The organism is Brevundimonas pondensis, assembly GCF_017487345.1.
In the GTDB taxonomy this organism is placed as follows: Bacteria; Pseudomonadota; Alphaproteobacteria; order Caulobacterales; family Caulobacteraceae; genus Brevundimonas; species Brevundimonas pondensis.
The window spans coordinates 2429441-2450058 of record NZ_CP062006.1 but is presented as its reverse complement, the minus strand read 5'-3'; the positions used below and the strand labels follow the sequence as shown (position 1 = coordinate 2450058).

The window sequence follows — 20618 nt, the reverse complement described above, 5'->3', positions numbered from 1 at the left end:
GGGCCGACTTGGTGCGACCTTTCGTCATTTCTGGACCCATTAGGGCCCGGGCGCCAACCGACTAAAGTCGAAGGTTAGCCGCTTTATTTACAATCAGGGCAAGCTTTGCGGCGGCGCAGGCGCTGCTTTCCTCCCCATTTCATGGGGAGGAAAGAGGCATCAGGGCCTGATGACCCGAACCCTGCCCGCCGCCTCGGTCGCGCGCTGGCGGGCCTGATCCGTGTCGGCGCCGCGGGCCAGGGCCACACCCATGCGGCGACGCTCGAAGGCCTCGGGCTTGCCGAACAGACGCAGGTCGGCGGTCGGCACCGACAGGGCCTCGGCCACGCCTTCGAACACCACGCCCTCGGCCTCCAGGCCACCGTAGATGACGGCGCTGGCGCCCGGCTCGCGCAAGGACACGTCCACCGGCAGGCCGAGGATGGCGCGGGCGTGCAGGGCGAACTCGCTCATGGTCTGGGTGGCCAGCGTCACTAAACCCGTATCGTGCGGACGCGGCGAAACCTCCGAGAACCAGACCTGATCGCCGGTGACGAACAGCTCGACGCCGAAGACGCCGAGGCCGCCCAGTGCCTCCGTCACCTTGCCCGCGATGTCTTGCGCCGCCTTCAGTGCGGCCTCGCTCATGATCTGCGGCTGCCAGCTCTCGACGTAGTCGCCCTTCTGCTGGCGATGGCCGATGGGGGCGCAGAAGTCGGTGCGGACGGCGCCGTCGCGCAACGACCGCACGGTCAGCAGGGTGATCTCATAGTCGAAGTCGATCTTGCCCTCGACGATGACCCGGCCCCCCGCGACCCGGCCCGAGGCCTCGGCATAGGTCCAAGCCTCGGCGACGGCGGCCGCGCTCTCGACATAGGACTGGCCCTTGCCCGACGACGACATCACCGGCTTGACGAAGCAGGGGAAGCCGACGGCCTCGGCCCCCGCCGCCAGTTCTTCGGCCGATCCGGCAAAGGCGTAGGGGCTGGTCGGCAGGCTCAAGGTCTCGGCGGCCAGACGGCGGATGCCCTCGCGGTTCATGGTCAGTTGGGTGGCGCGGGCGGTGGGGATGACGCGGGCCAGGCCCGCCGCCTCGATGGCCGCCAGGGCGTCGGTGGCGATGGCCTCGATTTCCGGCACGATGATGTGCGGGGCCTCGGCCATGATGATCCCGTTCAGCACCTGAGGATCTGTCATGGGGATGACGTGGCTGCGGTGGGCCACCTGCATGGCCGGGGCGTTGGGATAGCGGTCGACCGCGATCACCTCGGCGCCCAGACGCTGCAGCTCGACAGCCACCTCCTTGCCCAGTTCGCCCGAGCCGAGCAGCATGACGCGGGTGGCGTGGTCGGTAAGCGGCGTGCCGATCTTCATGGCTCAGACTCCGGTAGCGGGTTCGATCAGGTCCCAGGCGTTGCCGTAGAGGTCTTCGAAGACCACCACCTTGCCATAGGCTTCGTGACGGGGCGTTTCGCGGAAGACGACGCCGGCCTCCAGCCAGGCGGCGTGATCACGCATCAAGTCGTCGGTATAGAGGAACAGCCAGACGCGGCCGCCGGCCTGATCGCCGATACGGGCCAGTTGTTCCGGCGTCGCGGCGCGGGCCAGCAGCAGGGAGGTCTGGCCGCCTTTGGGCGTGACCCGCACCCAGCGTTTGCCGCCGCCCATGTCGGTGTCTTCGCTGAGGTCGAAACCCAGCTTGCCGACGTAGAAGGCGATGGCCTCGTCATAGTCGCGGACCAGCAGGCTGACGGCGCCGAGATGGCTCATGGGGTGGTCTCGGGCGCCGGCACCGCATAGAAGCGGCGGAAGGCGTCCAGGGCGGCGCCGTGATAGATGCTGGCGTGGGTCTCGCTTGGGCGCGGGGTGAAGTCCCATTTGACGCCGGGCAGGGCGTGGTCGCGCAGGTTGGCGGTCAGTACGTCCATCGGCGCCTGCATCTCCTCGCCCTCGTCGCCGAGCGTCAGGATCAGGGTGTGCGGGTCATTGGAGTGGTCGCGCAGATGCGCCCCCGACTGCCGCGCCAGCTTGCCGCCGTCCCACCACAGGCTGGGGCTGACGGCGACATAGGCGTCGAACATCTGCGGCTCTTTCAGGAAGGTCTCAACCACGAACAGCCCGGCCAGGGACTCGCCCATCAGGGCCGTCTCGCCGCTGGTGCGGAAGCGGCCCTCGATGAAGGGCATGACCTCGTCGGAGACGAAGCGGCGGAAGCGTTCGGACTGTCCCTGCGTCGGGTAACGGGCGATCAATTCGGCGTTCTCGGTCGGCAGGGCCAGCTCATTGCGGCGGTCGACCGAGGCGATCCCCACGACGATGACGTCGCGGGTCGTGCCGACGATGGTGCCTAGCTGGGCGATGCCCGAGATGTGGTGGAAGTCCTGATCCTGACCGCCGTCGAGGACATAGAGGACGGGATAGGTTTGGCTGCCTTTGTCATAGCCGGGCGGCAGCCAAACGTTGATCTCGCGCGTCTGGTTCATGACGGCTGAGGGCAGGGCGTAGGAGCGGCCGATGACGACGGGCGTCTCGACCACGGGGGCGACTTCGACCGTCTCGGCGAAGGCGGTTGCGCCGCCCGCCATCGACAAGCCGAAGCTGAGGACGAGGGCGAGGCGGCGCATCAGGCTTAGAGCCGGGCCTTGGCGGCTTCGACCACGGCCTCGGCGGTGATGCCGAACTCGCGGTAGAGGACTTCGGCCGGGGCCGAGGCGCCGAAGCCGGTCATGCCGACAAAGCCGCCGTCCTCGCCGATGAAGCGTTCCCAGCCCTGCTTGATCGCGGCTTCCACGGCGACGCGGACGGTGCCGCGGCCGATGACGGCGTCCTGATAGGCCTTGGGCTGCTGCTCGAACAGTTCGAAGCAGGGGACCGAGACCACGCGGGTCGGCACGCCTTCGGCCTCCAGGGTCTCGGCGGCCTTCAGCGCCAGGGCGACTTCGGTACCGGTGCCGAACAGGGTGACTTTCGCCACGCCGTTGGCGGCCTTCAGCTCATAGGCGCCCTTGCGCGACAGGTTCTCGCCGGCGTCGGTCAGGCGGACCGCCGGGGTCTTCTGACGCGACAGGCACATGCCCGACGGCGTCTTCTTGTGCTGCAGGGCGACCTGCCAGCACTCCAGCGCCTCGACGGTGTCCGCAGGGCGGAAGACCATCAGGTTGGGAATGGCGCGAAGCGCAGCCAGGTGCTCGACCGGCTGGTGGGTCGGGCCGTCTTCGCCCAGACCGATGGAGTCGTGGGTCAGGACGTGGATCGCGCGCACGCCCATCAGGGCGCCCAGGCGGATGGCCGGACGGCTGTAGTCCGCGAACGCCATGAAGGTGCCGCCGTAGGGGATGACCCCGCCGTGCAGGGCCAGGCCGTTCATCGCCGCGGCCATGCCGAACTCGCGAATGCCGTAGTTCAGGTAACGGCCGGCGTAGTCAGGGGCGTCGAGGATCTGGGTGTCCTTGACGAAGGTGTTGTTCGAGCCGGTCAGGTCGGCCGAGCCGCCGATCATCTCGGGGATGGCGTTGAACACCGTCTCCAGAGCCTCGCCCGAGGACTGGCGGGTGGCCAGCGCAGGCTTGTCGGCGACCAGTTGCTTCAGCTTGGCGTCCAGCGCCTCGAAGGCGCCGGTGGGCAGGTCGCCGGCCATGGCGCGGGTGAAGTCGTCGCGCTGGGCGTGGTTCAGCAGGCGGGCTTCCCAGGCCTTGCGGGTCTTGGCGCCCTGTTTGCCGACCTTGGCCCAGGCCTTCTGGATGCCTTCCGGCATTTCGAACGGGGCGAAGGGCCAGTGCAGGGCCGTGCGCGTGGCGGCGATCTCGGTCGCGCCCAGGGCGGCGCCGTGGGTCTTGTGGCTGCCTTCCATGGTGGCGGCGCCCTTGCCGATCTTGGTCTTGCAGGCGATCAACGTCGGCTTGGACTGCTTGGTCGCCCAGGCCAGGGCCTTCTGGATCTGCTTGTGGTCGTGGCCGTCAATGGCCTTGACCGCCCAGCCCGAGGCCTTGAAGCGGGCCAGCTGGTCGGTGGCGTCCGACAGCGAGACCTTGCCGTCGATGGTGATCTCATTGTCGTCCCACAGGACGCAAAGCTTGTTCAGCTTCAGGCGGCCGGCAAGTGCAATGGCCTCCTGCGACACGCCTTCCATCAGGCAGCCGTCGCCGGCGACGACCCAGGTGCGGTGATCCACCAGATCCTTGCCGAAGCGGGCGGCCAGATGGCGCTCAGCCAGGGCGAAACCGACCGAGGTGGCCAGACCCTGACCCAGGGGGCCGGTGGTGGTCTCGACGCCGGCCAGGTGACCATACTCCGGGTGACCGGCGGTCCTGGAGCCCCACTGGCGGAAGTTTTCCAGCTGTTCCTTGGTGGCTTCCTTGTAGCCGGTCAGGTGCAGCAGGGCGTAAATCAGCATCGAGCCGTGGCCGGCCGACAGGATGAAGCGGTCGCGATCGGCCCAGTCGGGGCGGCTGGCGTCGAACTTCAGGAATTTCGAGTAGAGGACGGTAGCGACGTCGGCCATGCCCATGGGCATGCCGGGGTGGCCGCTCTTGGCCTTTTCGACGCCGTCCATGGCGAGGACGCGAATGGCGTCGGCCATCTGCTTGGGCGAAGGTTTGGCGAATGCAGCTTGGGCGTCGGTCACGGCGAGACCTTTCCTCAGGAACAGGATAAAGCGGGGGCGCGCCGCCTTTACCCCGACGCGCGCACAGGTTCTATACGGAATCTGGACGAAAGGACCCCAATGGACGCCGTTACGGCCGCAAAGACACGCATCGACAAGGCCCTGGCCCTGCTGGAACGCAGGGTGCTGGAGCTGAAGGCGCGTCCGGCCACCGCCCCCGCCATCACCGACGATGACCTGTTCGCGCCGCGCCCGTCGAACACCGCCGACCTGGTGCGCATCGCCGAACTGGAAGCCGCCGGTCGCGACGCCGCCGAGGCCCTGGGCCGCGCGGCCGAGGCCGTGCGCGAGGTTCTGGCCGAGCAGGAGGGGCGCTGATGGCGACCGTTACAGTCGAGGTCAATGGCCGCTCCTACGCCGTCGGTTGCGCCGACGGTCAGGAAGAGCGCGTCGCTATCCTGGCTCGCCAGTTCGACACCCATGTACGCCAGATCGCCGGAGACGTGGGCCATGTAGGCGACCTGCGCCTGTTCCTGATGGCCTCGCTGATGCTGGCCGACGAACTGCATGAGGCGCGACAGCGCCTGGAGAACGGGCAGGGCCCGGTGGTCGAGGACGGTCCGAAAAAGGCCCCGCCGCCCCCGCCTGGCGACGGCGTGGCCGAGGCCCTGAACGCGGTGGCCGCCCGCATCGAGAAGATCTGCCAGACGATTTAAGCCTCTTTCCTCCCTGTTCGCGAAGCGAATGGGGAGGTGGATCGGCGGCGTAGCCGACGAGACGGAGGGGGCGACTCCACGTCTGCCGTCCGTGCCGCCCCTCCACCGCTGCGCGGTCCCCCTCCCCCACGAGTGGGGAGGAAAGAGTGAGCGTTCGCCATTGTTGAAACGCCCCGGACCGCCTATCTTGTCCGGCGGCGGGTCCTGCTGCGGCTCACGTCGAAGACAACATATCCTTCTGACCTTAATTCACTCATAGGGATCTGTCCCTGTCCGGGCTCGAGGGCCTGGGCATATGGAGCCCACCTGGCTACCCAGGTCGAGAGGATTTAAACCGTCTTCACGGTTCACGCGGCGCCGCCACCCTCTCATTTTTGTGCGCTATGCTTGCGACGCGGTCGCTCGCGGCTTGAGCGCATTTTGCGCTATCGTTCTCCTGCTCAATCCATTTGCCGTCATCCTCGGGCTTGACCCGAGGATCGGGTTGCGCGACGCGCTCAACCTGTCCGGCCTTTAGCGTGCTGGTCGGCTCGATCCTCGGGTCAAGCCCGAGGATGACGGCGGAAGGCAGGGTCCATGACCTCCAAACACGAACTCCGCGCTTCCATGCGCGCCCTGCGCAAGCGGCTGGCCGAGGTCGATAACGAGGCCGCCGAGCGCGCCGCTGGGCACGCCGGGGCCCTGCCGACAGGCGACGCCGTCGCTCTCTATCGCGCCATGGGCTCGGAGCTGGACACGGACGCGCTGGCCGTCGCCCTGCATCAGGCGGGACGTCGCCTCTGCCTGCCGGTGGTGATCGAGCGCGACGCGGCCATGATCTTTCGCGCCTGGGCGCCGGGCGAGCCGCTGGAGCTGGACGCTGCCGGCTGTCCCGCGCCCCTGCCGCTGGCGGAGGCCGTGACGCCCGACCTGATCCTGACGCCGCTGCTGGCCTTCGACGCCCACGGCGGGCGGTTGGGGCAGGGCGGGGGCTATTACGACCGGACCTTTGCGGTCCTGCCCGGCGCCGTGCGCGTCGGCTTCGCCTACGCAGGGCAAGAGGTCGAGCGGCTGGCGCTGGAGCCTCATGACATGCGTCTGCATGGCGTTTTGACCGAGAAGGGCTATAGAGCCGTCCAATGAGACTGGCATTTTTCGGTGACGTGGTCGGCAAGTCCGGGCGCGATGGCTTGACGGATCATCTTCCGGGCTTGAGGCGCGACCTCAAGCTCGACTTCGTGGTGGTCAACGCCGAGAACGCCGCGGGCGGCTTCGGCATCACCGAGAACACCGCGCGCGAGATCTTCGCCGCCGGGGCCGACGTCCTGACCCTGGGCAACCACAGCTGGGACCAGCGCGAGGCCCTGACCTATATCGTGCGCGAGCCGCGTCTGATCCGTCCGGCCAACTATCCGCGCCTGATGGATGCGCCGGGCCGGGGCGCCGACGTCTTCGTCACCGAGGACGGCCGCCGGGTGCTGGTCATCAATGTGCTGGGTCGCGTCCACATGGACCCGATGGACGACCCCTTCAGCGCCGTGGAGCGCGAGCTGGAGGCCGCGCCGCTGGGCGTGGTCGCCGACGCCGTCATCGTTGACATGCACGCCGAGGCGACCAGCGAGAAGATGGGCATGGGCCACTTCTGCGACGGCCGCGCCAGTCTGGTGGTCGGCACCCACACCCACGTCCCGACCGCTGACGCGCAGATCCTGCCCCACGGCACGGCCTATCAGACCGACGCGGGCGGCTGCTGCGACTATGACTCGGTCATCGGCAACGACAAGGAAGAGCCGCTGCGCCGCTTCACCACGCGGCTTTCCGGCGGGCGCTACACCCCCGCCAGCGGCCCGGCCACCATCTGCGGCGTTTTCGTCGAGACCGACGACCGCACGGGTCTGGCCAAGCGCGTCGAGGCCATCCGCGTCGGCGGCCGGCTGAGCCAGGCTATCCCGCAGGTCTAGGCGCCGGGCTGATCCCGCCGCGCCCTCAGCCGCAGCCGCATGGTTCGGCTGCTGCGCAGGGTCACCTGATGGATGGGGCGGGGTTCGACCGGGGTGATGGCCTCGACCTCGGCGGCTTTCAGGATTTCAGCCAGGGCGATGATGGCCTCCTGCATGGCGAAGGCGGCGCCGATGCAGATGCGCGGGCCGCCGCTGAAAGGCAGCCAGGCGTAGCGGTCGATCGACTTGCGGTTTTCGGGCAGGAAGCGTTCGGGGTGGAAGGCGTCGGGCTCGGCCCACAGCTTCTCATGCCGATGGATGACCCAGGGCGCGATCAGCACGCTCTGGCCGGCCTTCACCTCATGACCGCCGATCACGTCGTCTTCCAGGGCCTGTCGGATCATGGCCGGGGCCGGCGGGAACAGGCGCATGGCCTCTTCGATCACCGCCCGGTGCCAGATCAGGTCGCGCAGACCCCCGGCGCTGCGGTCCCAGGCGTCGGCCTCGGCCTTGAGGATATCGGCCACGCGACGGTCGCGGCTGATCAGGTGCAGGGTCCAGCCCAGGGTCCGGGCCGTGGTCTCATGTCCCGCCAGGATGAAGGTCAGGATGTTGGAGGCGACCTCGTGGTTCGACAGGCCCGAACCGTCGCCTTCCTCGTCACGGGCGCTGAGCAGGGCGGTCAGCAGGTCGTCGGGCGCGTCCCCTTGTTCCAGTCGCGCACGGCGACGGGCCACCAGGGCGTTGACCCTCTCCTTGAAGAAGCGCGCGTCGCCGCCGGACGCCACCCGGCCGAGGCGGGGGATCCAGTCGGGCGCCTTCAGGGCGTCCAGCGGGCTGATCCGGGCGCCGACCGCCAGGAAATGGTTCAGCGCCTTCTCGAACCCCGCCGCGTCGCCGTCCAGATCGTCCGAGAACAGCGTGGCCGACAGGATGTCGAAGGTCAGGCCGCTCATCTCGCTGTCGATGTTCAGCACCCGCGCGCCGTGTTGCAGCCGCCAGCCCTCGACGCGGCGCCGACAGACCCTGTCCATGGCCTCGACCGTGCGCGTCGTGTGGGCGGGGGTGAACAGGGGGGCCATGATGCGCCGCGCGCGCCGCCATTGCTCGCCCTCGGTCAGCAGAAGGCCGTCCGCCAGCATGGGACCCAGAACCCGTCGTTGCAGGTCGCCCTTCACATAGTTGGCGGCGCTGTCGGTCAGGACATGGCGTACGCCCGCCGGATCACTGACCACCAGGGATCGGCCCAGCGGCGACTGGCCCGAGATGTAGAGCTCCTGGAAATGCGCCTCGCCCCAGATGGCGAGTGGATCGCGCCAGCTCTGCCACAGGAAGGGCAACAGGCTGAGCCTTTCCGTCCGGCGCGGCGGCGTCCAGGGCCGAAAGGTCGAGGCGGCGGCGGTCATGGAACGCTCCTTCTCAGGTCCGCTCCATAGTTATTGACGATGATGTCAAAATAAAGGGGCGGCTAGTCGCGCACGGCCCTGACCATCTGGCGGCGCAGCGCATCCAGTTGGGCGGCGCGACGTTCGGGCGCGTGGGTCTCCAGCACATGGGTCTGGGCCGCGCGCGCCATGGCGAGGCGACGGGCGGGGTCGGCGATCAGGCTTTCGATCGCATCGGCCAGACCCTGCGGCGTCAGGTCGTCGACATACAGGGCATGCGGACCACTGGCCTCGCGCAGGCCGCCACGTCCGGAAGATATCAGGGCGGCGCCAGCCGCATGGGCCTCGAGCGCGGTCAGACCCAGGGGTTCGGCCCAGACCGAGGGCGTCAGGGCGATTGCGGCGCGCTGCATGACGTCGCGCACCTCGGACAGCGGGGCCGAGCGCATGACTGTGATGCGATCGCCGTAGCGCGCCAGAGGCTCCACGTGGGGGGCGGCCCAGTCGGCGTGCATGCTCCAGTCGTTCAGCATCAGGACCGCACGCCAGTCCGGGTGACGGTCCAGTACGCCGGGCAGGGCGGCGCAAACCAGATCCAGGCCCTTTTCGGCTATGGCGCGTCCGGCGAAGGCGATGACCGGTTCGCGCTCTTCCGGCGAAGCGCGCCACAGGGGGGTGTCGATGGGGTTGGGCACGGCGTGGGCGCGTCGACCCAGATCAGGATAGTCGCGCAGGAAGTTCAGGCGCTCGGACTCGCTGACGAAGACCAGTCCGTCCATGCGGCGATAGTCGCGGTGGTAACGCCACCGGTTGACCGGGTTGCGCGAGGTCTTCAGCGCGTTGTGGCGATAGAGGATGAGCGGGGTTTGGGGAAAATGCGGCGCGATCTGCGCAGCCTGTCGCACCTGCTGGTGGAATTCGATCAGGTCGGGCTGAAAGGCCTTGAGCGCGGCCAGAAGGGCCTTCAGTCGCGGGCGACGGCGCTGCGGCAGGGTGTGAACGGGCAGGTCGCCATGATCCTCGGCCCCGGCACAACAGAAGACGCGCAGCGTGTCGTCCCCTGCGTAGGCATGGGCCAGAGTGCGGACCACAGTCTCCATGGAGTTGGGCTGGGCCTGGGAGAACCGGCTGCCCGGAGGCAGGACAATGGCGATCTTCACGCGCTTTTCCCGTCGCCCGTCAGCGACCTGCGTCGTGCGCGGTCGCCGACGCCATATGTCGCCCTTCCAGGACCTGAAGTCGTGCTTCCTCAGCTTTGAGATCGCTGGCCAATTGGGCCTTCAGGGCAGGATCGGTGGTGGCGGCCAGCAGGGCGCGGGTGTCCTCGACGGCACGGCGACGCGAGGTGATCAGGCGCGACAACTCGTCGTCCTCAGCGGGCGCGGCGCGTTTGGCGGCGGCCGCCTGTTCTTCTTCGGTGGTCTTCAGCGCGGCGGCTTGCCGGGCGGCCGCCGCGTCGCGCAGGGCGTGCTGGACCGGGTCGCCGCCCTCGAAGTCGCAGGCGGCCAGCAGGGCCGCGCCGGCGACGACGAAGACGAGGACGCGCAGGTGCATCAGCCCTCGATCCAGTTCGGCATCCAGCCTTCGTGGATCTCGCGCAGGTGGGCGACGGGGATGCGGTAGAGCTCGCCCTTCGGACCCGAGGAGGCGAAGTCCGCGCCCTTGGCCACGCCGACGACCGAGGCGTGCAGACCGGCTTCCTGAGCCTTGGCGATCAGGCCCTCGGCGTCCGGGACGGCGACCAGATAGCGGGCCTGGTCTTCGCCGAACAGGAAGCCGTGGGCGTGGGCGGCGCTGGAGGCGTTCAGCTCGATGCCGACGTCCGAGGCCAGGGCCAGGTCGGCGGCGGCGCCGACCAGACCGCCGTCCGACAGGTCATGCACGACCGTCAGCTCGCCCGTCTCGATCAGACCGCGCACGAAGTCGCCGGTCTTGCGTTCCAGCTTCAGGTCCACCGGCGGCGGGGCGCCGTCTTCACGGCCCAGAACTTCGCGCAGATAGATGGAGGCGCCCAGCTCGCCGTGCGTCTGGCCGATCAGGACCAGCGTGTCGCCCTCGACCACGCCGCCGAAGCCGGTGACCACGTCATAGTTGGTCAGCAGGCCGACCGCACCGACCGTCGGGGTCGGCGGAATGGCGACGCCGTTGGTCTCGTTGTAGAGGCTGACGTTGCCCGAGACGACGGGGAAGTCCAGTTCACGGCAGGCCTCGGCCATGCCGTCGGTGGCGCGGACGATCTGGCCCATGATCTCGGGGCGCTGCGGGTTGCCGAAGTTGAGGTTGTCGGTGATGGCGATGGGACGCGAGCCCACGGCGGTCAGGTTGCGCCACGCTTCTGCAACCGCCTGCTTGCCGCCCTCATAGGGGTCGGCCTGGACATAGCGCGGGGTGCAGTCGCTGGTCACGGCCAGGCCCTTGTCGGTGCCGTGGACGCGGACCACGCCAGCGTCGGCGCCGGTCGAAGAGTCCTGCAGGGTGTCGGCCATGACGTGGCGGTCGTACTGTTCCCAGATCCAGCGCTTGGACGCCATGTCGGGGCAGGCGATGACCTTGATGACCGCGTCGTTCCAGCTTTCGGGAGCGGGGACTTCCGCCGGGTCGAGGCGCGGTTGCAGCTCAGGTTGAACCCAGGGGCGGTCATACAAAGGCGCGTCGTCGAACAGCGGGGCCAGCGGCACGTCGCAGACCACCTCGCCGTGATGCTTCAGCACCAGATGGCCGGTGTTGGTCGTCTTGCCGATGATGGCGAAGTCCAGGCCCCACTTGGTGAAGATGCGATAGCCGACGTCCTCGAAGCCGGGCTTGAGGACCGCCAGCATCCGCTCCTGGCTTTCCGACAGCATCATCTCATAGGCGGTCATGCCGGTTTCGCGCTGGGGCACCTTGTCGAGGTCCAGCTCGACGCCGACGCCGCCCTTGCCGGCCATCTCGACCGACGAAGAGGTCAGACCCGCCGCGCCCATGTCCTGAATGGCGGCGACGGCGCCCGAGGCCATCAGCTCCAGCGTGGCTTCGATCAGCAGCTTCTCGGCGAAGGGATCGCCGACCTGGACGGTGGGGCGCTTCTCTTCCGAATCCTCGGTGAACTCGGTCGAGGACATGGTGGCGCCGTGGATGCCGTCGCGGCCCGTCTTGGAGCCGAAGTAGACCACGTCGTGGCCGGCTTCCGGCGCGGCCGAATAATAGATCTCGTCGGCGCGGGCGAGGCCCACGCACATGGCGTTGACCAGGATGTTGCCGTTGTAGCCCTTGTGGAAGTTGGTCTCGCCGGCCACCGTCGGCACGCCGACGCAGTTGCCGTAGCCGCCGATGCCGGCGACCACGCCCTTGACCAGACGCTTCGACTTCTCGTGCGACGGATCGCCGAAGCGCAGGGCGTTCAGCAGGGCCACCGGGCGGGCGCCCATGGTGAAGACGTCGCGCATGATGCCGCCCACGCCCGTCGCCGCGCCCTGATAGGGTTCGATGTAGGAGGGGTGGTTGTGGCTCTCCATCTTGAAGATGCAGGCGTCGCCGTCGTCGATGTCGATGACCCCGGCGTTCTCGCCCGGGCCGCAGATGACGCGCGGTCCCGTGACCGGGAACTTCATCAGCTGCTTCTTGGAGGATTTGTAAGAGCAGTGCTCGGACCACATGACCGAGAAGACGCCCAGCTCGACCTGGTTGGGCTCTCGACCCAGCCGGTCCAGCAGGACCTCATACTCGTTCGGAGCCAGACCGTATTCAGCGGCCAATTCTGCGGTGGTCTTTTGCGGAGCGCTCATGGGCGGGGCTTCTAGCCGGGTCTGAGCCTCCTGTCAGCCCGTCCCTTCAGTGGGGCCGCTCGATCCCGCGTTTAAGGCCGAAGACGAGGATGACGGAGGCGACCACCAGCAGGAAGGCGGCGCCCAGGGCTGTGAACCCAAGTATCGGATTCCGCGCCTGTTCCGCCACGAAGGCCCCGGCCAGACCCCAGGCGATCGGCAGCGAATAGGCCAGGGTCCGCAAGTAGAGCGTGACCTCGATGGCCACCAGAACCACCACGACAATCGCGGCGATGGCCCAGCCGGTGGGTGACAGGAAGCCGGGCAGGGCGTCGAACGCCGTCGCCGTGGTGATCAGGTTCAGAGGCGCGGCGATGGTCAGCCACCCCGCCAACGCCGCCAGCGGCCAGATCAGGAACCAGCGGTCGCGGTCCATGACGCCGGTCGTGCGGATGGTCTTGCCCAGTGCCAGCAGGGGAACCAGCAGGGCCAGCAGGGAGGCGAAGATGACGGCGACGCTGGCCGCCTTCAGGTTCAGCGCCGCGACCACGATCCACAATCCGATGCCGAACATGGCCACCGCCGAGGGCCAGCCCAGGCGGTTGATCAGCACGCTCTCGCCCGTCTGGGGCAGGGCTTGTCGTCCGGCGTAAGTCAGCAGGCCGAGATACAGCAGGCCCCAGATGGAAAAGGCGTAACCCGCCACCTGCAGGGTCTGGTCGCCGTCCGCCGCGAACTCGGCCTGTGACAGACCGAAACCGCCCAGACGCTGAACGATCGGAACCACAACGGCGAAGACAGCTGCGGCCAGCACGACCAGGCGACGGGTCCGCTGGCGCGGCGTGGGGCGTTCGATGGCGGACATACCTGTGTCTCCGGCTCAGCTTCACCGTACATACGCATCGGGCGCCGGTTTGGTTCAAGGGGCGGCGACGGAACCCTCGGCGGGTCGCCTCGATTAGGTCAGGACAGACCGCTAGCTCAGGAGAAGCGCCATGGCCGACCCCGACGACCTGCCGGACGATCCGGCCCTCGACACCGAAGAGGTGGAAACCAACCGCGCTCTTGAACAGGGGCTGGGCGTCGGCGCCCGCGAACTGGCCGCCATTGGCGAATCGGGGGCCGCGGGCACGTTGGAGCGCCCGTTGGACGAAGACGGCGAACCGGTCGAGGAAGAGATCGAAGTCGACGAAATGGGGCGCAGCGCCAGCGTTCTGGATCGCAAGGGCAAGGCGTCTTCAGAAGACTAGCGCGTAGCCGCGCATCAAGGATCGACGCGCCGCCCCGTGTCACAGGAGCGGCGCGTCCGGACTAGGTCGTGGGCTTTTCTTCGGTGTCGGTGTCGTTGATCGCAACGCGTACCGTCCCGTCGTAGGAGAAGGTGCGCATCTGCTTGGCCTCGGTGCCTGTCTGTATGACCGCGCTGTAGAGGCCGGTTGTCACGACGGTGCTGGCGACGCCGATCTGGATGGCGTCGTACTGCTGGCCGACAAGGTCATGCGCCGCGGTCACCAGCAGATAGGCTTCACCAGGACGCGGGCGGAACTGCACGGAATAGACCGGGCCGCGATAGAAGTACTCGCGCCGCTCGAAGGTGCGAATGACGTTGCCCTGACCGTCCAGAATTTCGACGTTGGGAGCGAATATACGCATGTGCTCCAACGTCGAGCCGACGTTCAGCGTCTTGTCGCCGAAATCCGCCGGAAGAGCATAGAGCACATAGGGCGCGGCGACGCCGGCGCGAACAAGACATGAGGTTTCCGGCCCGACGGGCGAGGCCACCAGATGAACGGCCCGTTCCTTGTCGGGTGTCAGGCTGACGGCGGTCGACAGATCAGGCGTCGCAGAACAGTCCTGTCGAGCATAGGTCAGGGCTGGCGGCGGCGGGGGCGCGGCGGTAGCGCAAGCCGCCGCCGTCATCCCGAGCAGACCGACAGCCCCCAGGGTGCGAAGGCGTGTCATCAGCCGTCCTATTGCAGCAGACGGGCGGCCGTGTCGGCCACCTGGTTCAGCGCGTCTTCGATCCCGGCGGCGAGGCGGTCGGGGTTTTCGAGCAGTTCGGCGCGATTGGAGAAAACGTACTGCGGGTTGGGCGGCAGGGTGATGACGCCTTCAATCGGGGTCAGCGGATTGTAGACAATGGTGTTTTCCATGAGGGTCGATCGATCCGACACCTTCACCAGCCGTACCTCCGCGCCGACGCTGGGGCGGAAGGGCTGGCCCGCGCCGGACGACATGTAGCCGTAGTGCGTGACCGAGACGTCGAGATAGGCGTCGACTCCTTCCGCGGCCGCCGGATAGGTTTCCAGCAGGTCACGCTTGGCGCGAGGTTGATCGGTCAGCGGCGCGACCTTGTAGCCATGACCGGCGAGGGCCGAGACCAGGCGGGTCTCCAGCTTGTCCTCGGCGTCGAACTTGGCGCCGATCAGGGCGTCATTGACGGCGTCCTGACGGCTGGCCTGGATGCCGGCGTCCACCAGAGCGCCGATCAGCCCGAAGTTGGAGCCGACCGATGCGACTTCGTAGGCGATGGCTTTTTCAGGCAGCGCGTCGTCCATCATCGTGATGGATTGCACATTGTGCGCCGCTCGGTCGTACGGCGTGGCGACATAGGGCGACGCGCACGCGCCCAGCGACAGGATCGCAGCGATCCCGAGAATTTTCTTGATCATGAAAGCCCCCCTTGGCTGCAGGCACAGATGCCGTGCAGTCGCCGGGGCGTCAAGATTGGAAAACGACGTTCGCCTTGGTTCGGTTAGGCTGCGGCGTAGATGCTCTGGAACAGGGTGGCGCCGTCGGCGCTGCCCAGCTCGGCTTCAAAGGCGCGGTCGGGGTGGGGCATCATGCCCAGGACATTGCCGCGTTCGTTCTGAATGCCGGCGATGTCGGCGACCGAGCCGTTGGGGTTGTCGACGTAGCGGAAGACCACCTGGCCCTGGCCCTCGAGGCGGGCCAGGGTCTCGGCGTCGGCGAAGTAGTTGCCGTCGCCGTTGCCCTGGGTCATCACGACTTCGCGTTGGCCCTGATAGCCCGAGGTGAAGCGGGTCTGGCCGTTGGCCACCGTCAGGCTGATCGGCTTGCAGACGTATTTCAGGCCGGCGTTGCGCAGCAGGGCCCCCGGCAGCATCCCGGCTTCGCACAGGACCTGGAAACCGTTGCAGATGCCCAGAACGGCGACGCCGTCGTCGGCGGCCTTCTTGACCGCCTGCATGATGGGGGCCTGGGCCGCCATCGCGCCGCAGCGCAGATAGTCGCCGTAGGAGAAGCCGCCCGGCAGGACGATCAGATCGAGGCCCTTCGGCAGCTCGGTCTCGGCGTGCCAGACCATTTGGACCTGTTCGCCAGTGGAACGTTCGACGGCGACCTTGCAGTCGCGGTCGCAGTTGGAACCCGGGAAGACGATGACGGCTGCGCTCATGGGCGGGCCTCCTAGCATCAATTGTTCAGGATGTCAGGCGTGGCTTTGTCCTGTCTTGCGGCCGGTCAGCCAGGCGACCACCCAGACCGCGAAACCGCCCAGCGACAGGGCCACGCCGACCCAGCCGGTCGAGGTCCAGCCCCAGCCCGCCGCCACGGCCATGCCGCCCAGCAGGGGGCCGATGGCGTTGGCGGTGTTGAAGGCTGAGTGGTTCAAGGCGGCGGCCAAGGTCTGGGCGTCGCCGGCCACGTCCATCAGGCGAGTCTGCAGGATCGAGCCCAGCCCGCCCCCGCCGCCGATCAGGAAGACCACGATCAGCATGGCCCACAGGTGCGGGGCCGCGAACGGATAGAGCGCCAGCGCCGCCGCGCTCCACAGCAGCAAGCCGCCCGCCGCCTTCATGCCGTACCGGTCGGCGGCCCAGGCGCCCAGCAGGTTGCCGCTCATCATGCCCAGGCCGAACATGGCGAAGACCCAGGGCAGGACCTCAGGCCCCACGCCGGTCACGGCGGTCAGGGTCGAGGCCAGATAGGCGTAGACCGCGAACATCCCGCCAAAGCCGATGGCCCCGACCCCCAGCGTCAGCCAGACCTGCCCGCGCTTCAGGGCGCCCAGTTCCCGCAGGGGACTGGCGTCGGCATGGGCCGGATCGCGCGGCGCGAACAGGGCCACCAGGGCCATGGTGACGACGGCCAGGACGCTGACGATGGCGAAGGTCCAGCGCCAGCCGAAACTGTGGCTGACGGCGGTGGCGATCGGCACGCCGATGACGGTGGCCACGGTCAGGCCCAGAAGAATGGTCGAGACGGCGCGCGTCCTGAGCCTGAGCGGCACCAGAGACGCCGCCACCAGGGCCGCCACGCCGAAATAGGCCCCGTGCGGAATACCGCTGAGGAAGCGGAAGGCCAGCATCCACTCATAGGTCGGGGCGAGGGCGCTGAGCGCATTGCCGACCGCGAACAGGGCCATGAAACCGATCAGCAACAGCCAGCGCGGCAGGCGCGCGCCCAGCACGGCCAGGATCGGCGCGCCCACCACGACGCCGGCGGCATAGGCGCTGATGACGTGACCGGCGGTGGGTTCATCGACACCAAGGCCCGCCGCGAAGTCGGGCAGGACGCTCATGGCCGCGAACTCGGTGACCCCGATGGCGAACCCGCCCATGGCCAGGGCCAGCAGGACCAACGCCACCTTGCCGGGGGCGGCGACCGTCTCCATCGCGGGCGACGGCGCGCAGGCGCGGTCGTCGATACAGACGGCGGTGTCAGTGGGGGCCATGAACTATCGCAATGCAACAAAATTACTGTGCGTCGCAAAATAGGGGCCGGGGTCGAGGGCGCAACCTTGGCCGGACGATCAGTTCATCACGCTTTGTTTGCGACCAGATTGGGCGGAGCTCAGGCGGCGGCCAGTTCGGCACGGACCTTGGGGTGCGACACCGACAGGCCCAGGGTTTGGGCGGCGTAGAGCTCCAGCAGCAGCCGGTCGTGACTATCGTGCACGCTCAGCCAGCGGGCCTTGATCGGCTTGCGGCGGCCGGGACGCGGCGCGGGTTCGCTGACGCTGATCCGGGGGGCGCCGATGCTCGGCTTGTGCATCCGTGCGGACAGCGCCAGACGCAGCGACGGCGCCAGCATCCGCTCCTCCAGATGGGGAGGGCTGCCCACATGGACCGGCTCGTCCTCCTGATAGAAGACATAGACGGCGCCCTGCGCAGGCAGGCGCGCCCGGGTCAGGGCCTTGAGCGGCTGGGCCATCAGGCGGCGGAAGAGGTCGGGAACCGCCGCCAGCCTTTGATCGTGATCAGGCTTTGTCGCCGTCACCCGCCGAGGTTCTCGTAGGTGGCGGTGATCGAGGCCTTCGCCAGCGTATGGAAATGCAGGTTGAAGCCGAAGATGGCGCCCGAGTTGTCGGCGCCCACCGGCAGATGGTCCACGTCCACGGCGAAGACGGTGAAGATGTAACGGTGCGGGCCGTGGCCGGGGGGCGGAGCGGCGCCGCCGAAACCGGCCTCGCCATAGTCGGTGCGGCCCTGAACCGCGCCTCTGGGCAGATTGGCGCCGCCGACGGCGCCTGCGCCCGTCGCCAGTTCAGTCACCTTGGCGGGGATATTGGCCACTGTCCAGTGCCAGAAGCCGGACCCGGTCGGGGCGTCAGGGTCGAAACACGTGACGGCGAAGCTCTTCGTGCCCTCCGGCGCGCCGGACCACGACAGTTGGGGCGAGGTGTCGCCAAGGGCCTTCACCTGGGCGTCAGGCAGGACGCCGCCGTCGCGGATATCGGCGGAGGTCAGGGTGAAGGTCATGACGGTGCTCCCATGCATCTGGTTCGCGAACGGAACGGTCGGGCTTCCACACCGTTGCGCTGCGACAGACTGTTCCTAGCCAAGCTTGTTCCTGGTTCAAAGCGCGGAGCGCCGGATGCTGCAAGCCCTTCTCGACCAGACCTTTCTGACGCGGGCCATTCGGGTGCGCCTGCCGGACGGTCGCGAGCTGACGGCGGGGCCGGGAACCCCGGAGCTGACGGCCGAGATCACGAACATGAAGGCGGCCTTGGCCATCGCCGCCAATCCCGATCTGGCCCTGGGCGAGGCCTTCATGGACGGGACCTTCCGGGTCGAGGGCGGCGACATCTACGACTTCCTGCAACTGACGACGTCGCAACTGGCGATCCGCCCGCGCGCAGGACGACTGACCTTGTTGCAACGGCTTCGGCGGGGTGCGGAGCAGGCCAACGACCGGTTGCACGCCCGCAGCAACGTCCACCATCACTATGACCTGACGGTCGACTTCTATCGGCTGTTTCTGGACGAGGACCTGCAGTATTCCTGCGCCTTCTTCGAGACGCCCAACGCCACCCTGGATCAGGCGCAGGTCGCCAAGAAGCGGCGCCTGATCGACAAGCTGCTGCTGACGCCGGGCCAGAGCGCGCTGGACATCGGCTGCGGCTGGGGCGGGCTGGGCCTGTCGATGGCCGAGCGCGGGGCGCGCGTCACCGGCGTCACCCTATCGACCGAACAGCATCGCACCGCCAATGAACGGGCGGTTGCGCGCGGCCTGTCCGACCGGGCCGAGTTTCGGCTGCAGGACTATCGCGACCTGAACCAGACCTTCGACCGCATCATCTCGGTCGGCATGTTCGAGCATGTCGGGACCCCCAATTATCAGGAGTATTTCGATGGGGTGGCGCGGCTGCTGGCGGACGACGGGGTGGCGGTGATCCATTCCATCGGCCGCAAGACACCGCCCAGCCGCACCCAGCCCTTCATCCGCAAGTACATCTTCCCCGGCGGCTATATTCCGGCCCTGTCCGAGGTCTTGCCCGCCATCGAGCGATCGGGTCTGTGGGTCACGGATATGGAGGTGCTGCGCCTGCACTACGCCGAGACCTTGCGGCATTGGCGCGAGCGGTTCCTGGCCCGGCGCGACGAGGCCCTGGCCCTGTACGACGAACGTTTCTGCCGGATGTGGGAGTTCTATCTCGCCGCCAGCGAGGTCGCCTTCCGCGAACTGGGCCACATGGTCTTCCAGTTGCAGTTGACGAAGAAGCAGACGGCGGTCCCGTTAAGCCGGGATTATCTGTGCGAGTGAGCTCTTCCTCCCCATCAAGTGGGGAGGGGGACCACGAAGTGGCGGGGGTGGGACAGTGGAACCAAGCAGCCCCTCCGTCACGTCGCCTGAGGCTCCGCGCCACGCAGTGGGGAGGAAAAGAAAAAGGCCGCTCTTTCGAGCGGCCCTGATCGTCTGATCTGTCTTCGCCTCAGGCGACTTCGATCCGGTAGCTTTCGATGACCGTGTTGGCCAGCAGGGTGTCGCACATGCGCTTCACCTCGGCTTCCTTGTCGGACACGCTGTCGTCGAGGTCGAACTCGATCAGCTTGCCGACGCGGGCGTTGGCGACGCCGGCCCAGCCCAGGCCCTGCAGGGCGCCTTCGACGGCCTTGCCCTGAACGTCCAGGACGCCGGGCTTCAGGAAGACGTGAACCTTAACCTTGGCCATTAGTGCAGTCCCCCTTGGATCACGGTCGGCATGTCCTTCATGATGCCGAGGCGGCGGGCCACCTCGGTGTAGCTTTCGATGACGTCGCCCAGGTCGCGACGGAAGCGGTCCTTGTCCAGCTTTTCGCCGGTGGTCGAATCCCACAGGCGGCAGCTGTCGGGGCTGATCTCGTCGGCCAGGATGACGCGGGCGAAGTCGTTCTCCCACACGCGGCCGAACTCGATCTTGAAGTCCACCAGGGTGATGCCGACGGCGCCGAACATGCCGCACAGGTAGTCGTTCACCCGCACCGTCATGGCCAGGATGTCGTCCAGTTCCTGCGTGGTGGCCCAGTTGAAGGCCGTGATGTGCTCTTCCGTCACCATCGGGTCGTTCAGCTCATCCTTCTTGTAGTAGAATTCGATGATCGAACGGGGCAGGGGCGTGCCTTCTTCCTGACCCAGGCGGGTGGCCAGGCTGCCTGCGACGATGTTGCGGCAGACGACTTCCAGCGGAATGATCTCGACTTCACGGATCAACTGCTCGCGCAGGTTCAGGCGCTTGATGAAGTGGTTGGTCACGCCGATGCCGTTCAGGCGCGACATGATGAACTCGCTGATGCGGTTGTTGATGACGCCCTTGCCTTCCAGGGTCGCCTTCTTCTGCGCATTGAAGGCGGTCGCGTCGTCCTTGAAATACTGGATCAGCGTGCCGGGCTCGGGACCCTCGTAAAGGATCTTGGCCTTGCCCTCGTAGAGCTTCTTGCGCTTGGTGTTCATCAATCGGGTCCCGAACGGGAAGAAAACGGACGGCCTCAAAACGAAAAACGCGCGGCCCTGGCCCAAAGGTCAACCGGGGGCGGCGCGGTCCTGAATCG

The 20618-nt window shown here is 67.6% G+C and carries 23 protein-coding genes and 1 other RNA gene; 7 read left to right on the top strand and 17 right to left on the bottom strand.

Annotated elements, in window-relative coordinates:
- Positions 1-159 precede the first annotated feature (159 nt).
- From purT to tkt, 4 genes are read right to left on the bottom strand one after another with little or no spacing between them, the layout of a single operon-like run.
- The gene (gene purT, locus IFE19_RS12215) at positions 160-1353 is read right to left on the bottom strand and encodes a formate-dependent phosphoribosylglycinamide formyltransferase (protein WP_207822688.1); all 1194 of its coding nucleotides are present in this window, start codon (positions 1351-1353) and stop codon (positions 160-162) included.
- 3 nt (positions 1354-1356) lie between these two features.
- Positions 1357-1749 (bottom strand): VOC family protein, encoded by a 393-nt coding sequence (locus tag IFE19_RS12210; RefSeq protein ID WP_207822686.1) that lies wholly within the window; start codon positions 1747-1749, stop codon positions 1357-1359.
- A complete protein-coding gene (locus tag IFE19_RS12205; protein ID WP_207822684.1) occupies positions 1746-2603 on the bottom strand; it encodes an alpha/beta hydrolase in 858 nt (285 codons plus the stop codon). The genes IFE19_RS12210 and IFE19_RS12205 overlap by 4 nt, the downstream gene beginning before the upstream one ends.
- A 5-nt stretch (positions 2604-2608) precedes the next feature.
- Complete coding sequence (gene tkt / locus IFE19_RS12200) at positions 2609-4558, bottom strand: transketolase (RefSeq protein WP_225910502.1); 1950 nt, start codon at positions 4556-4558, stop codon at positions 2609-2611.
- Between the two features lie 144 nt (positions 4559-4702).
- Here tkt and IFE19_RS12195 point away from each other — a divergent pair, with 144 nt between their 5' ends.
- The 5 genes from IFE19_RS12195 (at position 4703) to IFE19_RS12175 (ending at position 7238) form a co-directional block, all read left to right on the top strand.
- Entirely contained in the window at positions 4703-4960 is a 258-nt protein-coding gene (locus IFE19_RS12195) for a hypothetical protein (RefSeq protein WP_207822680.1), read from the top strand.
- Entirely contained in the window at positions 4960-5298 is a 339-nt protein-coding gene (locus IFE19_RS12190) for a cell division protein ZapA (RefSeq protein WP_207822679.1), read from the top strand. The genes IFE19_RS12195 and IFE19_RS12190 overlap by 1 nt, the downstream gene beginning before the upstream one ends.
- A 201-nt stretch (positions 5299-5499) precedes the next feature.
- Positions 5500-5660, top strand: a non-coding RNA gene (gene ssrS / locus IFE19_RS12185) — 6S RNA.
- 214 nt (positions 5661-5874) lie between these two features.
- A complete protein-coding gene (locus tag IFE19_RS12180; protein ID WP_207822678.1) occupies positions 5875-6420 on the top strand; it encodes a 5-formyltetrahydrofolate cyclo-ligase in 546 nt (181 codons plus the stop codon).
- On the top strand, positions 6417-7238 hold the full coding sequence (locus tag IFE19_RS12175; protein WP_105563937.1) for a TIGR00282 family metallophosphoesterase: 822 nt from the start codon (positions 6417-6419) through the stop codon (positions 7236-7238). The genes IFE19_RS12180 and IFE19_RS12175 overlap by 4 nt, the downstream gene beginning before the upstream one ends.
- On the opposite strand, the gene IFE19_RS12170 is transcribed toward IFE19_RS12175, so the two are convergent.
- The 5 genes from IFE19_RS12170 to IFE19_RS12150 form a co-directional block, all read right to left on the bottom strand.
- Entirely contained in the window at positions 7235-8623 is a 1389-nt protein-coding gene (locus IFE19_RS12170) for a cytochrome P450 (RefSeq protein ID WP_207822676.1), read from the bottom strand. The two genes, IFE19_RS12175 and IFE19_RS12170, sit on opposite strands and share 4 nt — an antisense overlap.
- A 62-nt stretch (positions 8624-8685) precedes the next feature.
- Positions 8686-9762, bottom strand: a complete 1077-nt coding sequence (locus IFE19_RS12165) for a glycosyltransferase family 4 protein (RefSeq protein WP_225910265.1) — start codon at positions 9760-9762, stop codon at positions 8686-8688.
- 19 nt (positions 9763-9781) lie between these two features.
- Positions 9782-10156, bottom strand: coding sequence for an indole-3-glycerol-phosphate synthase (locus tag IFE19_RS12160; protein ID WP_207822674.1), 375 nt, complete (start codon positions 10154-10156; stop codon positions 9782-9784).
- A complete protein-coding gene (purL, locus tag IFE19_RS12155) occupies positions 10156-12366 on the bottom strand; it encodes a phosphoribosylformylglycinamidine synthase subunit PurL (RefSeq protein WP_207822672.1) in 2211 nt (736 codons plus the stop codon). Before purL ends, IFE19_RS12160 begins: the two co-directional genes overlap by 1 nt.
- 46 nt (positions 12367-12412) lie before the next feature.
- A complete protein-coding gene (locus IFE19_RS12150) occupies positions 12413-13210 on the bottom strand; it encodes a hypothetical protein (RefSeq protein ID WP_207822670.1) in 798 nt (265 codons plus the stop codon).
- 130 nt (positions 13211-13340) lie between these two features.
- Here IFE19_RS12150 and IFE19_RS12145 point away from each other — a divergent pair, with 130 nt between their 5' ends.
- A complete protein-coding gene (locus IFE19_RS12145) occupies positions 13341-13595 on the top strand; it encodes a hypothetical protein (RefSeq protein WP_225910264.1) in 255 nt (84 codons plus the stop codon).
- Between the two features lie 61 nt (positions 13596-13656).
- Here the strand turns inward: IFE19_RS12145 and IFE19_RS12140 are convergent, their stop codons facing one another.
- The 6 genes from IFE19_RS12140 to IFE19_RS12115 form a co-directional block, all read right to left on the bottom strand.
- A complete protein-coding gene (locus tag IFE19_RS12140; RefSeq protein WP_207822668.1) occupies positions 13657-14307 on the bottom strand; it encodes a MalM family protein in 651 nt (216 codons plus the stop codon).
- 8 nt (positions 14308-14315) lie between these two features.
- Positions 14316-15017, bottom strand: coding sequence for a hypothetical protein (locus tag IFE19_RS12135; RefSeq protein WP_207822666.1), 702 nt, complete (start codon positions 15015-15017; stop codon positions 14316-14318).
- 83 nt (positions 15018-15100) lie between these two features.
- Entirely contained in the window at positions 15101-15763 is a 663-nt protein-coding gene (gene purQ, locus IFE19_RS12130; protein ID WP_207822664.1) for a phosphoribosylformylglycinamidine synthase subunit PurQ, read from the bottom strand.
- 33 nt (positions 15764-15796) lie between these two features.
- Positions 15797-17041: an MFS transporter gene (locus IFE19_RS12125; protein WP_225910263.1), complete on the bottom strand. Its 1245-nt coding sequence runs from the start codon at positions 17039-17041 to the stop codon at positions 15797-15799.
- A 119-nt stretch (positions 17042-17160) separates the two neighbouring features.
- Positions 17161-17586, bottom strand: a complete 426-nt coding sequence (locus IFE19_RS12120; protein ID WP_207822663.1) for a hypothetical protein — start codon at positions 17584-17586, stop codon at positions 17161-17163.
- Positions 17583-18068: a YbhB/YbcL family Raf kinase inhibitor-like protein gene (locus IFE19_RS12115; protein ID WP_207822661.1), complete on the bottom strand. Its 486-nt coding sequence runs from the start codon at positions 18066-18068 to the stop codon at positions 17583-17585. Before IFE19_RS12115 ends, IFE19_RS12120 begins: the two co-directional genes overlap by 4 nt.
- A gap of 115 nt (positions 18069-18183) precedes the next feature.
- Here IFE19_RS12115 and IFE19_RS12110 point away from each other — a divergent pair, with 115 nt between their 5' ends.
- On the top strand, positions 18184-19353 hold the full coding sequence (locus IFE19_RS12110) for an SAM-dependent methyltransferase (RefSeq protein ID WP_207822659.1): 1170 nt from the start codon (positions 18184-18186) through the stop codon (positions 19351-19353).
- Between the two features lie 169 nt (positions 19354-19522).
- Here the strand turns inward: IFE19_RS12110 and purS are convergent, their stop codons facing one another.
- Positions 19523-19762 carry a phosphoribosylformylglycinamidine synthase subunit PurS gene (purS, locus tag IFE19_RS12105; protein ID WP_207822657.1) on the bottom strand — a complete coding sequence of 80 codons (240 nt, stop codon included), beginning with the start codon at positions 19760-19762 and terminating at the stop codon, positions 19523-19525.
- A complete protein-coding gene (gene purC / locus IFE19_RS12100) occupies positions 19762-20520 on the bottom strand; it encodes a phosphoribosylaminoimidazolesuccinocarboxamide synthase (protein WP_207822655.1) in 759 nt (252 codons plus the stop codon). The genes purS and purC overlap by 1 nt, the downstream gene beginning before the upstream one ends.
- Positions 20521-20618: the final 98 nt, after the last annotated feature.